The sequence below is a fragment of the Blastocatellia bacterium genome (genome assembly GCA_035275065.1).
GTDB lineage: Bacteria > Acidobacteriota > Blastocatellia > UBA7656 > UBA7656 > DATENM01.
Genome location: DATENM010000058.1, coordinates 1 through 13,287 on the forward strand (window position 1 = coordinate 1; position 13,287 = coordinate 13,287).

The window sequence follows — 13,287 nt, forward strand, 5'->3', positions numbered from 1 at the left end:
AAGTGGTGGCCGTCGCGGCGAGTCGGGGCGGATGGGGTGACGAGTTGGCAAGGCTAATGGTTGCGGCGGCGCCCAACAAAGCGTTGCAGCGGAGGCCGTGAGTGCGGTAGTCATCGGTAGCGGAATGCCGCTCACGGCCCCGCTGAACGCGAGCGTTAGGCGGATCAACACAACGAGGCGTACTTAATGAATGAACCAGCACTCCTCCAGTTTGGTAACGGCGCGCTTTCAATCGTTGCAGCAATCTTCGTACTAGGGGCAAACCAGAAGGCGTCAGTCCGACGAGTCCGCTGGTGGTTAGCTCTCGCGATATTATTGGGGGCAGCAATGTATTTGGCGCAATTTGCCTTCGCTCTAAATAACCCAAGTGCTGGCTTGACAAGAGATCAAGTATATATATCACTGGCGTTCAATCTATCTTCAACATTTTGTATGGGCATAGCAGTCTTATCTCACTACATGCGGCGGCGTCTTCGCGAGAGAACCTCGGCGGTTGTGCTAGTTTTGGTGCTGGCCGCTACAGCCGCGTTCGATTTAGTGTTCACGGGATGGTATGCGTCGAGCGCCGTGAATTTCTTGCTCTTTGGAGTATTGGCTTGGTCAGTGCGGAATGAGGATATTGCTTCTTCAATGGTCTTCCTCGCCTATGCCTGTTTGCAGGTGCCGCGAAAGCTGGGATCCGCAGGGCATCTAGAGTTTGACTTTGGCTTACTCGTGGTCTCTAAGTTTGCTTTAATCGGTGCGATCTATAAGACCCTCGATGCACTCCAGGCAAGAGAAACAGAATCTACGGCTCAAGATGGGACTACTGCCTAACATCCAATCCAACGGTTGTGGTCCAGATTGAGCTTTGTATGATCGCACAAGATCACGCCTAACAAGGCGTTGCAGCGGAGGCCGCGCCGCAAGTTTCTTATCATGCCTTCATTGGCGCTCGCGGCCCGCTGAACGCGGGCGTTAGGCGCAGATGCTACTGAGTTTACCTATGAACCGTTGACAGGAAAACTACCGAGGTCGAAATGAAATCTGCTCACCCGCAGCTGTGGCCTTTGGCTGGCGCCATTTTCATCCTCCTCAGCATCCCTTTCATTCTTCAACTTGTGCCGCCGAATCACTGGTCGGGATTTCGCGTCGAGAAGACGCTGTCGGATGAGCGAGTTTGGTATGCAGCGAACCGTGTCATGGGATATGACCTGCTGATTGCCGGCGTCGTCATTTTGGCAACGACGATTGCGACGGCCATTTACCTGCGGGGCAATCGGCGATTGGCCAACCGGCTCAATTTAGCGGTCTTCATCCTCTCGCTGGCGGTTGCGGCGGCGCACAGTTTCTGGGCGCTTACTCGAATGTAGGTAAAAGAGCAAGACTGAGGGCAGGTGAACTAAACTGCGCCTAACAACGACATGCACCGGAGCGCGCGAAGCGCAGTTATCATCATTCTGCCAATGCCGTTCGCGTGCCCGCTGATGTGTGTTCGTTAGACGCTTGCTGGCTCTCGCCAATGAGCGTAAGCATTAACGGAAACAAAACAACCTCAGGTGGAAAACAGCAGACCTGAATAAAAAGGAGATAACCTATGAGTTCCGAGGAACAAAACGACCTTCTCTTCCAAGAGGCGCTTGAAGCTGAAACAGCAAGAGATTGGGCAAGATTAAGAAGTAAATGTGAGCAAGGGCTTAAAATGGAAGGAATCGCACCGACTAGAGAAGCACTATTCAGGAGGCTTCGGGCCAAGTCACTCTTTTCCATCGCTACCGCACGGCGCGAAACCTATGATGCTGGTTTGCTACAGGAAGCAATCGAAGATGCCAAAAAGGTTGTAACGATCTATGCTAATCCCGAACATTACCCATCTTATGGGGCGCGTTTTCTTGCTGAAGCCTATGTAATTTGCGGTGATGCTTCATACGCTCTTGTAATGACTCCAAGCGGTTCGAGCCAGAAAGGTGATTTGATTGCTCAGGCAATAGAGCAATATGAAAAATCTCTTGAAATAGAACCTCAGAATAAAAAGATTCGTGAGATGCTTGACCATGTCAAACAACATCCAGCCGCGAAAAAGCAATCGGGAGGTAAAGGTGGATGCTCCTCTGCAATTGTAGTTCTGTGCGTGCTACTGCTTCTTCTAGTTTTTATACTCCGGTGAGCTTGGGCAAAAGGAGGTAATAAACTATGGTTTGTGGATGGTGTGACTATAAGATCAAAGATACTCCCTATTACTGTCGTAGATGCGGATGGCACCTCGGCTACAACTGCTTAAAAAATGGCAGATGCCCAAGATGCAATAGCCGAGCAGAAAAACACTAATGCTGCTTAACCCAAAGCGCGTCTAACAACACGTTGCAGCCGAGCGCGGGCAGCGCAGTTCTTATGCGTTCATTGAGTGCCGTTCCCGCGCCGGCTGAACGCGGGCGTTAGATCGCCGGTGAATCGCACGGAATTCAAGTCTTGTGCTTACTGCGACGAATTCGTGTTATAGTTCGGAGGATCGCACTCATGAAGAATCTGATATTCCGATCAAATGCCCTCCTGTTACCTTTGGGATTCCTTATTATCTTTTGTGCTGTTCCATCATTTGTCTTTGGGCAGGAAAAGGCTGAGATATCCATCCAGCCATCTCTATCACATATCAGCAGTATGGACTTTTCACCCGATGGCAGGTACATCCTCATAGCTTCTAATCAGGGGCTCACCCTCTGGGATGCTGCCAGCAAACGCGAGATCAGGCGGTTCACAGGGCTTTCTGAAGTAGCTCGCTCAGTAGTTTTCACCCCAGATGGCAAATATGCATCGTCTGATTGTGGCAGGTATACCGAACGGTTTAGAGGGAGGATTACTCCGGTAATCAAACTGTGGCATATCCCTAGCGGCAGAGAGATCAAGGTTTTCAGAGGGCACACTGACGCAATCAACTCGCTGGCCTTTTCCCCTGACGCCAAGTATCTCTTATCCGGCAGTGATGATAAAACTCTCAAGCTATGGGATATAACGGGCGGACAAGAGATCAGGACTTTCAAGGGTCATTCATCTGGAATTATCTCACTAGCTTTTTCTTCTGATGGTAAATATGCCGTTTCGGGCAGTAGTGACCAGACAATTAAACGATGGGATATTGCTACGGGGGAAGAGGTAAGCAGTTTTACTTGGAAGTCAAGTCTCTTTGGCAAACTGGTCTGCTCCTCTGATGGCAAATATGCCGTGTTGACCGGTTATGACGAGGGCATAGAGTTGTTGGATATTGCGAGCGGAAAGGTGATTGGTAGGTTCAAGGAAAGCGTCTATTCAATTGTCAACTCGGCTATCTTTTCCTCCGATAACAAGTATGTCGTGACAGGTCATAACGATGGAACATTGAAGGTTTGGGATGTCGCCGGCGGAACATCTGTCAGCGCCTTAAGGCCGGGAGGCGAGATTGTTTCAGTGGCCATTTCTCGTGACAACAAATACATTTTAGCAGTTACCAAGGACGGCCCAGTGGGGATGTTTGATGCGGCCAGGAAGAAAGAAGTCGGCAAGTTCACAGGCTATTTAGATAGGGCTTCGGCTATGGCTTTTTCGTCTGATTGCAAGTACATGCTGTGGGGAAGTTATGAGCCTAGATTCAAGCCCGGGAATCAGGGCTCTGAGCTTAAACTCAAGCTCAGAGAAGTTGATAGTGGGAAAGAAATCAGAACATTTGAAGGGAATCCAGGCCTGGCTTACTGGCTCGCCTTTTCTCCTAATGGTAAGTATGTGCTATCGAAGGGCCGCGACACTTTTAAGGTTTGGGATGTAGCTTTGGGAACGGGAATTAGCACATTCAGAAGTTCGCCGGATGAAGCTCTAATCTCTGCGATGATCTTTCCTTCGGATGGCAAAGACTACTTATTGCGCGCACACAGAAATATATTTTTCCTCAGCGATCTTCTCACCGGGCAGGAAATCAGGAAGTTTACCGGGCACTCAGATAAAATACACTCAGTAGCCGTTTCCCCTGATGGCAGGTATCTCTTATCCGCTAGTAAGGACAAGATGCTAAAGCTTTGGGATATTGCTACGGCAAGAGAAATCAAAACGTTCGTACGGCAAACAGGTGCAGCTATCTCAGTAACGTTTTTGTCTGACGGCAAACATGCCTTATCGGTTGGTGATGATAAGACCATTACCCTATGGGACATAGTTAACGGGAAAGAAATCAGGACATTCGAGTTGAACAACTCGGATTCAAACCTGTTTTTTTCCGTGGCGATTTCTCCTGATGGTAAGTATGCACTGTTGACAGGCACGGACAAGGAAACAGCCACGACTTGGGAGGTCACTGTTTGGAATATATCAGAAGAAAAATCGGTCGCAGCATACAAAGCAGAGGGACTCGGGCTATTTCCGCTCACAAAATTCTCCCCCGACAGCAGGTATGTGCTATCAGCCACGACTGATGGAATAGTGAGGCGGTGGAGCATTGTTTCGGGAAAAGAGATTACCCGGACGATTATGTTTACGGCAGATGAGTGGATCGCCATTACTCCTGAAGGTTATTACAATTCGTCTGCGAATGGAGACAAATATGTGAATGTCCGCATCGGAGATAAAGTTTATGGACTGGATCAGTTTCGTGTCACATTTTACAAGCCTCAAGTAATCGAAACTGCATTGAAGATCGGGGATTCTGAGCAAGCGGCGAGAATTGTTACGACCGCAAAACAACAACCATTAATGGCCTTCCAGGATATAGAACCTCCACTCGTAGTTATCAGGTCGCCCGGGGAAGGTAATTCAATGAATTCTAACCAAATTGAGATTTCGATTCACATTGAGGATAAGAATCAGACGATCAAAGACGTGAAGCTATCTATCAATGGTAATCCGGTCATTATTGAGAAAGAAAGAAGTATTGCTACTGAATCGCTTCGCTCTCAACCTGTCCCAATATCGAATTCATCAGTTGTCGAGATCCCAAAGGGAAGGAAGGCGTTGGACTTAAGAATACCTGCTGCTCTGAAACCCGGAGAAAACATCATAGAGGTGGTCGCGTTCAACGGATTTTCTGAGGGTAGAAAGGCAATTCGAATCTACTCTCCCGAGTAAATAGGCTGTCGGGTTTTATGGCGCATGCAGAGGAGTGAGTTGAGGTCAATTCATGCTCAAATTTATATGGTAATTCTTGACAACGAGAATTACGCATGTTCGGGTTCAATTAAGAGCAATAATCTCAAAACAGGCAAACAGCATTACCAGCAAGGCGATCTAACAAACGCATCCAGCGGAGCGCGCGAAGCGGATTTCTCATGGTTGCTCGGAGTGTTCGGCGCGCGCCCGCTGATGCAGTGCGTTAGGTGGCTATATCCAACATTCTGATAGCCATAGGAATATAAAAGCATTTGGACAGGTGCAAGCACCTGCATGACAGCAAAGTGCAAGCACCTCCATGACAGTAATATGTCAGAAAACTGTTTATGGAGGTCGCTTGCAGTGAGTAAAAATCTTCTCTTGAAAAACGACGGCGCGACCTGGTAGCCGCCGTCCGTCGAGGTCAATCGTTGCGTTCGGTAGCCGCACAATTTCAAGTCTCGGTTCCTACTGTCCAACGCTGGGTCAGCAGAGCCGACGAAAAGCGCTTGGATCGGGCCGATTTCAGTGATCGCCCTAGCCGACCCAAACGGGTTCATAATCGAACTTCGCCGCAGCTTGAAAAAGAGGTTCTTCGTCTGCGCGACCAACTGCGCCAGCACAGCGACCTCGGCGAGTTTGGTGCGGCAGCCATCCGCCGCGAACTGATCCGGCAGGGCATGCCTCATCCCCCGTCGTTGCGCACCATCGGCTACCTCCTGGCGCGCCATGGCGCGACGGATTATCGTCAGCGCATCCGGCGGGCGCCTCCTACCAAAGGCTGGTATTTGCCAGATGTCGCTCAGGGGCTGGCTGAAATCGATGAGTTTGATTTTATTGAAGGCCTAGTCACTGGCGACCACAGAGAGGTCGAAGTCCTCAACGCCGTCTCTTTGCATGGCGGCCTGGTGGCAAGCTGGCCGAGGCAGCGGTGGAACGCGCAATCGGCTCTGGAAGCCATTCTCGACCATTGGCGTGAGGTTGGCTTGCCCGACTATGCGCAGTTTGACAATGACAACCGCTTCACCGGGCCACATCAATACGCCGACACCGTCGGCAGAATCATTCGTGCTTGCTTGAGTCTGGGTGTCACGCCGGTCTTTGCGCCAGTCAGTGAGCATGGCTTTCAAAATGCGATAGAAAGCTATAACGGCCAGTGGCAAGCGAAAGTCTGGACGCGCGGGGTCTACAAGTCGCTGGCGCCGTTGCAACAGCAATCGGCGAAATATGTCGCCGCGCATCGTTTGCGTTGCCGAGCGCGGATGGACGGAGCCCCGGACAGAAGCCAATTGCCGCCGCGATGGCGCTACCAGGAGCAGGAGAAATTCGCCGCCGGGCGAATCATCTTTATTCGGCGTAGTAGCGACAAAGGCGTGGTGGAAGTCCTCGGTCATAAGTACGAAGTAGAGACGAGTTGGACAAGCCGACTCGTCCGTTGCGAAGTTGACATCAAGGCGAAGGAGATCCGCTTCTACGCATTGCGCCGGAGAGCTCCCGACCGCCAGCCGCTGCTTCGCCGAGTGAAATATCAATTACCAAAGCGGTACATTGAGTAGTGTCATGCAGGTGCTTGCACTTGTCATTGATTCGAGTTTCAAGTGTCATGCAGGTGCCTGCACCTGTCCGCATTTGATTGGCGCTTATGTGATAAAAACGCTTCTCAAAGGAGAAATTAATAATATTTTGTTGACACAATTTTCTAGCGATGGTATAAAAATGCCACCTCACATTAGCAGCAACATTCGGTTGTTTCCCCATGACTTGCTATTTCAAAAATAATGAAACGTAAATCTTACGTTTTTGAGGAGGTTGAAATGTCGAGATCGCTTTTTCTAGGATTCGTTGTAGGTGTAGTAGTGTTTGCCATCGCTGGGGTTGGAGCATCACAACTCCAAGATAAGAATGTAGAGCTTAAAAAAGCAAATGAAAAACAATATCGAACGGAACTTGTTGATGCGACGCCGGTACAGTTAGGCGCATTGACAGAAAAACAAAGACTTCACAGTCAACTGTTCAATGGATCTGGAATGCCTGGGGAGAGCAAGACAATCAGCGAATGGATTACAGAGTACAGAGGGCAGCGGATTGTCTTAGTAAGAACACTTTTGGGCAGAACATTTCTAGCATCGGGTCGGCAACCAACTGCGGAGGAGTATTTCGGCAGGTTGGCAAAAGATTCAGATGCCATCATTCGCGGGAGGGTTATAAATAAAGTTTCACAAATCACCGAAGATGACTCTTTCCTCTTTACTGATTACGATGTGACTGTGTTAGAGGTCTTGAGGGATAATTCATCCAGCCCCCTTAGTATCGGCACAACACTGACAATCACTTGTTTGGGTGGTAAGATTGTCGTTGACGATATCATCTTGAAGGCCGGTGGGAATGGCGATGCATCACTCCCAGTCAATGCTCAAAATGTTTTGCTTTTTGTAAAATTCATCCCTGAAACGGGTGCTTACAGGCTCACACAGCCCAATGCCGCCTTTGAACTTACTGGCACATCCGTACGCCCGCTCGCAGGTCTGTTGCCTCTTCCCTCCGACATATTCAAAGACGAAACCTCATTCGTGAAAACGGTCAAACGTAGTATCAAATAGGTAATTTCTTGCAAAGCAGGATGCCATGCATAAACGAATACAATGGGCGACCGGGTTTTTATTGGGCATTATCTGTAGCTGGCTAATCACAGGCAGCTATCCTGGTGCGGTTGCGCAAGCGGGATGTCCTACTCTCTTGTCGGTTCAAGGATGGGCTCCAAATACCGGCCAAACGTACGTCACGAGTACATTCACCAGTCAGGAATTGACTCAAATAGATAATGCAATGGCAGACTGGAACAGTCACAACACCAATGGCTTTAACTGTTCAAATGTTGGGCTTTCTCCTAACGTTTATGGGTATTACACGATAACCAGCAATACGGGTACGCTTGCCGGTCATGTTGACTATGGTGCCGCCACTAGCGTAGACCAAGCCCTCAATGGACATATTAGCGCAGCCACAACGACCTTTTACTGGGGAGCACATGACAATAGCACTCCTCCGAATTATGCTTGGAACCGCAATGGATCAGCAGATTACTATAGGTGCGTGCTTACAACTATGCTCCACGAAGCCGGGCATCCGATGGGCCTGAATGAAGCAACGTACCCTTATACCGCCGGACAAACCGTAATGAATCCTGGTGCAGGGACGAATGACGTGGGACATTATGGGCCAACAAGCGTACAGGATTGTGATGATAGCTGGGTAAATATCGAAACTGATTACTTCAATAATTGCTTAATCTCTGGTGGCGGCGGTGGCGGTGGCGGCGGACCATATTGTGATGACCCTACCTGGTGCGCCGAGACCATGGGCTACATGTATCTTGACTGTTATTGCAGGTGGAATACGCCCATTCTCATTGACGTTAACGGCGATGGCTTCGCACTCACCAGTCGCGTCAATGGCGTGCAATTCAACCTGAATGCTGACGGCACCGCTAAGCAGACCAGTTGGACGGCGACGGGCGCAGATGACGCTTTTCTAGTACTTGACCGCAATGGCAACGGCACCATAGATGATGGCCAAGAGTTATTCGGCGACCGCACGCCACAACCGCAGGGTAAGAATCAGGTTCGTAACGGCTTCGCGGCTCTAGCTGAGTTTGATAAGCCTCAAAAAGGTGGCAACAGCGATGGCCGGATAGATAGCCGCGATGCCGTCTTCTCGTCGCTGCGGTTATGGCAGGACGCCAACCACAACGGCATTTCTGAGCCGAACGAGTTGCACAGGCTGCCGGAGCTTGGGGTATATGCCATATCTTTGAGCTACAAAGAGGCAAGACGCACAGACCAATATGGCAATCAGTTCCGGTATCGTGCCAAAGTGTTTGATGCACACGACGCGCACGTTGGCCGCTGGGCCTGGGACGTATTTCTGGTCAGTCAGTAGTCTATTCTCGACAGCCAGTGGCAAAATCGAAGCGGCTTCGACTGAGGCCGCTTCTTTAGTTTTGAGATGGCATCACGAGTAGTAATCGTTGAGCCGGCGCTGCTTAGTTTGAGAAAAAAGCCACCTAACAAGCCGTTGCAGCGGAGGCCGCGAAGCGCAGTTCTTATCAACTTCGGAGTGCCGCTCGCGGCCCCGCTGAACGCGAGCGTTAGGCCTCGCCAATTCTATAGTAGACCTTTATCAACTCTCCGTTTTTCAATGATACTAAAGTTAAACATCAAATCTTTACAAATAGATAGCCAATGATAAAATAACCGACTTATTCCAAAGGGGGTAATATTATGTCTAGGTTCATATCCGACACGGATATATCAGTTGAAGAAGGTCGCCCAATGAAGCGTGGCTGGCCTAAATGGGCTGAGATTCTTATCACAGCACTCCTGACAGGAGTTGTCACCATAGTTACAGGTTTGATCACTTTACGTTTGCAAGAGCGCGAGCCGCGTTTGGTCTATTCTACGGCTGACACCTTACCATTTGCGGGGCAAAATCAGGTAATTGGGATTTACCAATTATCTATAAGCAATGAGGGGAAGAAAGAGGTTGAAGATGTAGATTGTCATGTTCGAGTGCCTGACGCAGCTATTGGGCAGAAGAGCATATCTGCCTCACCATCCATAAATATATCGGATTCAGTTAATGGTGACACTCTAAAGCTCCACGTGGCGGGATTGAATCCCTCTGAAACAATCCAATTATCTATTCTTGCAACTGCCCAAATCTATCTTCCTCCTCGTCCAGAAATTAGTCTTCGAGGAAAAGGGATACCTGGGACTGAGAAATCTATAAAAGAAAATGAGAAACCCGCGCTTTTGGCTCTTGTGCCAGCATTTGCTGGACTCGTCGCGGGTTCGCTGGCATTAATGTTTATAGCGAAGCGAAGAGTAAATACATCTCAAGAAGACGACGATTCAGAACGCCATAGAGAGGATCAAAGAAGAGTATTGGCCTATTTGTGTGGACTGCATGGATTAACTCACGATGTAGATCGTTATCTTAGCGGAGTTCCAAAGACAAAGTATTGGGCTGAAGCAGATAGACTGGCCCTACTCGCTATAAATTCGCAGGACTCAACTTTAATTGATAAAACTAAACTTGTATTCAGCGATGTATTGCAATATGCAGCTATAACCAAACTATCTCAAGGGCTAGTTCTCTATAACCTCGCGCGTATTGCTCTCGCAGCCGGCGATATAGAAGAAGCTCAGGAATGCTTAAGACAGGCTCAGTTAAAAGCGCCCAAGCTGATTGCTACAAGGCTCCGTATCGATCCTTTATTCAAAAGCTCTACCCCATCTGTAGACTATTCCAAACGCATTCCAGGAGAAGCCAAGACGCATTGAGATAATGAAGAACAGCTATACATGTTTGCTGATTCTGTATGTAAAGCAAGTCGCCCAATCCTATATGCTTGGCCTAACAAGGCGTTGCAGCGGAGGCCGCGCCGCGAGTTTCACGTCATGCCTTCAATGCCGCTCGCGGCCCCGCTGAACGCGGGCGTTAGACAGCCTCGCGAGACATACGATGCAAGATTATAGTTAGGGGCATTATGGAGTCTGATCTTCCGATTCGCTTGGTGTTAGTCGATCCTCCTCCGGGAGTCGCCTTTGGCATCCAGCGTGGAACGGGTGCCCACTACCAAGCCCTGTTCGTGCAGCAGGTCAAGCACGGAGAGGTCATCTTCGACTTTTCCTTAACCGTCAGGGAAAATCCAAGAGGCAGTCTGCCGAATTTCAAAGGCTCGTTCGTGCAGGGTCGACCTGCGGCTAGGTTCATTTATATCGCTGTGGGGACTTACGCTGGCCAGAAAGATACGCCGTGGTCACGGCGGATGAAAGTGCCACTACAAGGGATCACTTGGGCACTGATTCGACAGGCAACGAGTAAAGTGGGGCAGAGGCTGTTAGGGCGAATCCCAGGGAAAGGCAAGGATGGGGGGCCGAATTGTGGCACAGTGCAGGCGCTCGGCAATTGGGAGGTCATTAACGGCGCGACGGACGAAAAGTGTTGAGTGCTGGCATTGCGAATGGGAAGGCGCCGAGCCGCCCGTGGGGCTGTCTAACAACGACATGCACCGGAGCGCGGGCAGCGCGGCTCACGTGGTTCATCGCAATGCCGTCGCCCGCGCCCGGTGATGTGTGTTCGTTATGTTGCTTCGATGTGGTTCGATAAACAGAAAGTAATATGGATCAAGAAGAACGACAGAAAACGCTCAAAGCAGTCTTGCACTATTTCTATCAAGACAACACAAGGTCTGGCTCACATTGCCGCTATAGTTTGCAATATCATCTCGTATGGATTCCGAAGTACCGCCGGAGTTTTCTAGTCGGCGAAATAGCAGAAAGGTTAATACAAATACTCAGAGAGATTGCTCGTGATTACCGCTTCCGTATCATTGCCATGGAAGTTATGCCTGACCACATCCACATGCTTATTGAAGCACCGCCAAAGTTCGCACCTGCAAAGATCGTACAGATATTTAAGGGCATATCATCGAGAAGGCTGCGGCAAGAGTATCTTGACGTAATAAAGCGATATATCTGGAAAGATGGCACTTTGTGGGCGGTGGGCTATTACATTAGCAGTGTCAGCGACAAGGTGACGACAGAACTTGTAAAAGAATATATAGAGAATCAGAAATCGAAAGAGGAAGAAGCTAAACCGAAATCTGGCTATATACAGGCAAGGCTCTTTGAGTGAGAAAGCCTGAGCGTTGCAAACGCAACATAACAATGCGTTGCAGCGGAGGCCGCGAAGCGCGGTTCACGTGGTTACTCGCTATGCCGCTCACGGCCCCGCTGAACGCGGGCGTTAGATCGCTTCTCCGTCTAGTGTTCTGTCAGCCGTGTTTTGAATAGTAGAACGGATGCCGTATCCTCTGCGGTAGAAACAAGATCAATCACCACGGAGGACACGGCTGATGCCGAAGAAGTATATCGTAACTCTAACCGACGAGGAACGCGCTGAGCTTGAGAAAATGATTCGTTCAGGTAAAGCTCCAGCTCGCAAGCTCATTCGAGCTCGCATCTTGCTGAAGGCGGACTCGGCTGACGGCCGCCAGGGCTGGAGCGATGCGGCGATTTGCCAAGCCTTGGATGTCAGTTCGCCCACGGTCTGGCGAACGCGCAAGCGTTTTGTGATGGAGAGCTTTGAAGCGGCTTTGAACTCTCAGCGACCCGGCCGACACGACAAGCGAAAACTCGATGGTCAACAAGAGGCGCATCTCATTGCGATCGCTTGCAGCCAGCCTCCCGAGGGGAGACAGCGCTGGACCTTGCGGCTGCTGCGCAATCGGATGATTGAACTCAAGATCGTTGACCGCCTCTCACATGAGACGGTGCGCGAGGTGCTTAAAAAAACGAACTCAAGCCTTGGCTCGTCAAACAGTGGTGCATGCCGCCACAGCAGAATGCCGAGTTTGTTTGTCGGATGGAAGATGTACTTGAGGTGTATACTCGGCCTTATGAGGCAAAGCACCCCATGGTGACGATGGATGAAAAGCCGGTGCCGTTGATCGGTGAGACCCGTCGTCGAATGAAAATCAGGCCGGGACAGACCGAGCGTTTCGACTTTGAGTACAAGCGCAATGGGGTGGCCAATCTATTGATGGTGTTTGAGCCGCTCGCCGCTCGCCGTCACGTCAGCGTACGCGAGCGCAAAACGAATCGAGATTGGGCTGAGTGCATCCGGGAGTTAGTGGAGGTGCATTACCCAGAGGCCGAGCGCATCACCTTAGTGATGGATAACGTGAGTACGCACAAGCTGGCCTCATTGTATGAAGTGTTTGAGCCGGAACAAGCGCGACGGATCGCGAGGAAGTTGGAGATTCACTACACGCCGAAGCATGGCTCGTGGTTGAATATGGCCGAGATTGAGTTGAGCGTAATGAGCCGGCAATGTTTGAAGAGACGGATCGCTGATCAAGAGACATTGGCGAAGGAAGTAAAGGCTTGGGAGAAGGCGCGCAATGACAGCAAGGCAGCCGTGGATTGGCGTTTTACGACCAATGATGCACGGATTAAGTTGAAGCGGCTTTACCCATCAATCCATGGCTGACAGAACACTAGTGGGAAACCGATGTTTCTTTATGTCATACGAGATGATGCGCCAGTTAAAGTTTCTGATATTGAACCTGACCCTGCTGGAAAGGCAAAGCTTGATAGTCTAAAGAGTCGGATGCGAAAAGACTACGTAGTTTACATG

9 protein-coding genes and 1 pseudogene are annotated in these 13,287 nt (G+C 49.9%); all 10 read left to right on the top strand.

Features of this window, described 5'->3' with window-relative positions; genetic code table 11:
- The first annotated feature begins 186 nt into the window (after nucleotides 1–186).
- The 10 genes and pseudogenes from VJ464_13675 (at nucleotide 187) to VJ464_13720 (ending at nucleotide 13,140) form a co-directional block, all read left to right on the top strand.
- On the top strand, nucleotides 187–816 hold the full coding sequence (locus VJ464_13675) for a hypothetical protein (GenBank protein ID HKQ06180.1): 630 nt from the start codon (nucleotides 187–189) through the stop codon (nucleotides 814–816).
- Nucleotides 817–1,049: 233 nt separating this feature from the next.
- A complete protein-coding gene (locus tag VJ464_13680) occupies nucleotides 1,050–1,352 on the top strand; it encodes an SdpI family protein (protein ID HKQ06181.1) in 303 nt (100 codons plus the stop codon).
- A gap of 224 nt (nucleotides 1,353–1,576) precedes the next feature.
- Complete coding sequence (locus tag VJ464_13685) at nucleotides 1,577–2,146, top strand: hypothetical protein (GenBank protein ID HKQ06182.1); 570 nt, start codon at nucleotides 1,577–1,579, stop codon at nucleotides 2,144–2,146.
- Nucleotides 2,147–2,496: 350 nt separating this feature from the next.
- Nucleotides 2,497–5,064 (top strand): WD40 repeat domain-containing protein, encoded by a 2,568-nt coding sequence (locus VJ464_13690; protein HKQ06183.1) that lies wholly within the window; start codon nucleotides 2,497–2,499, stop codon nucleotides 5,062–5,064.
- 416 nt (nucleotides 5,065–5,480) lie between these two features.
- Nucleotides 5,481–6,641: pseudogene (locus VJ464_13695) on the top strand (helix-turn-helix domain-containing protein).
- A gap of 258 nt (nucleotides 6,642–6,899) precedes the next feature.
- Nucleotides 6,900–7,685: a hypothetical protein gene (locus tag VJ464_13700; protein HKQ06184.1), complete on the top strand. Its 786-nt coding sequence runs from the start codon at nucleotides 6,900–6,902 to the stop codon at nucleotides 7,683–7,685.
- Nucleotides 7,686–7,710: 25 nt separating this feature from the next.
- Nucleotides 7,711–9,024: a hypothetical protein gene (locus VJ464_13705; GenBank protein HKQ06185.1), complete on the top strand. Its 1,314-nt coding sequence runs from the start codon at nucleotides 7,711–7,713 to the stop codon at nucleotides 9,022–9,024.
- A 392-nt stretch (nucleotides 9,025–9,416) separates the two neighbouring features.
- Nucleotides 9,417–10,427: a tetratricopeptide repeat protein gene (locus tag VJ464_13710; GenBank protein HKQ06186.1), complete on the top strand. Its 1,011-nt coding sequence runs from the start codon at nucleotides 9,417–9,419 to the stop codon at nucleotides 10,425–10,427.
- 841 nt (nucleotides 10,428–11,268) lie between these two features.
- Nucleotides 11,269–11,784 carry an IS200/IS605 family transposase gene (gene tnpA, locus VJ464_13715; GenBank protein HKQ06187.1) on the top strand — a complete coding sequence of 172 codons (516 nt, stop codon included), beginning with the start codon at nucleotides 11,269–11,271 and terminating at the stop codon, nucleotides 11,782–11,784.
- A gap of 220 nt (nucleotides 11,785–12,004) precedes the next feature.
- A protein-coding gene (locus VJ464_13720) for an IS630 family transposase (GenBank protein ID HKQ06188.1) occupies nucleotides 12,005–13,140 on the top strand; the annotation gives its coding sequence in 2 pieces (ribosomal slippage) (nucleotides 12,005–12,437 and nucleotides 12,437–13,140; 1,137 coding nt in all).
- Nucleotides 13,141–13,287 lie beyond the last annotated feature (147 nt).

Excerpts from the sequence above, each read along its gene's own strand:
- VJ464_13700 (HKQ06184.1), top strand. The coding sequence starts at position 6,900 with ATGTCGAGATCGCTTTTTCTAGGATTCGTTGTAGGTGTAGTAGTGTTT.
- VJ464_13685 (HKQ06182.1), top strand. The coding sequence starts at position 1,577 with ATGAGTTCCGAGGAACAAAACGACCTTCTCTTCCAAGAGGCGCTTGAA.
- VJ464_13690 (HKQ06183.1), top strand. The coding sequence starts at position 2,497 with ATGAAGAATCTGATATTCCGATCAAATGCCCTCCTGTTACCTTTGGGA.
- tnpA (HKQ06187.1), top strand. The coding sequence starts at position 11,269 with ATGGATCAAGAAGAACGACAGAAAACGCTCAAAGCAGTCTTGCACTAT.
- VJ464_13675 (HKQ06180.1), top strand. The coding sequence starts at position 187 with ATGAATGAACCAGCACTCCTCCAGTTTGGTAACGGCGCGCTTTCAATC.
- VJ464_13710 (HKQ06186.1), top strand. The coding sequence starts at position 9,417 with ATGAAGCGTGGCTGGCCTAAATGGGCTGAGATTCTTATCACAGCACTC.
- VJ464_13705 (HKQ06185.1), top strand. The coding sequence starts at position 7,711 with ATGCATAAACGAATACAATGGGCGACCGGGTTTTTATTGGGCATTATC.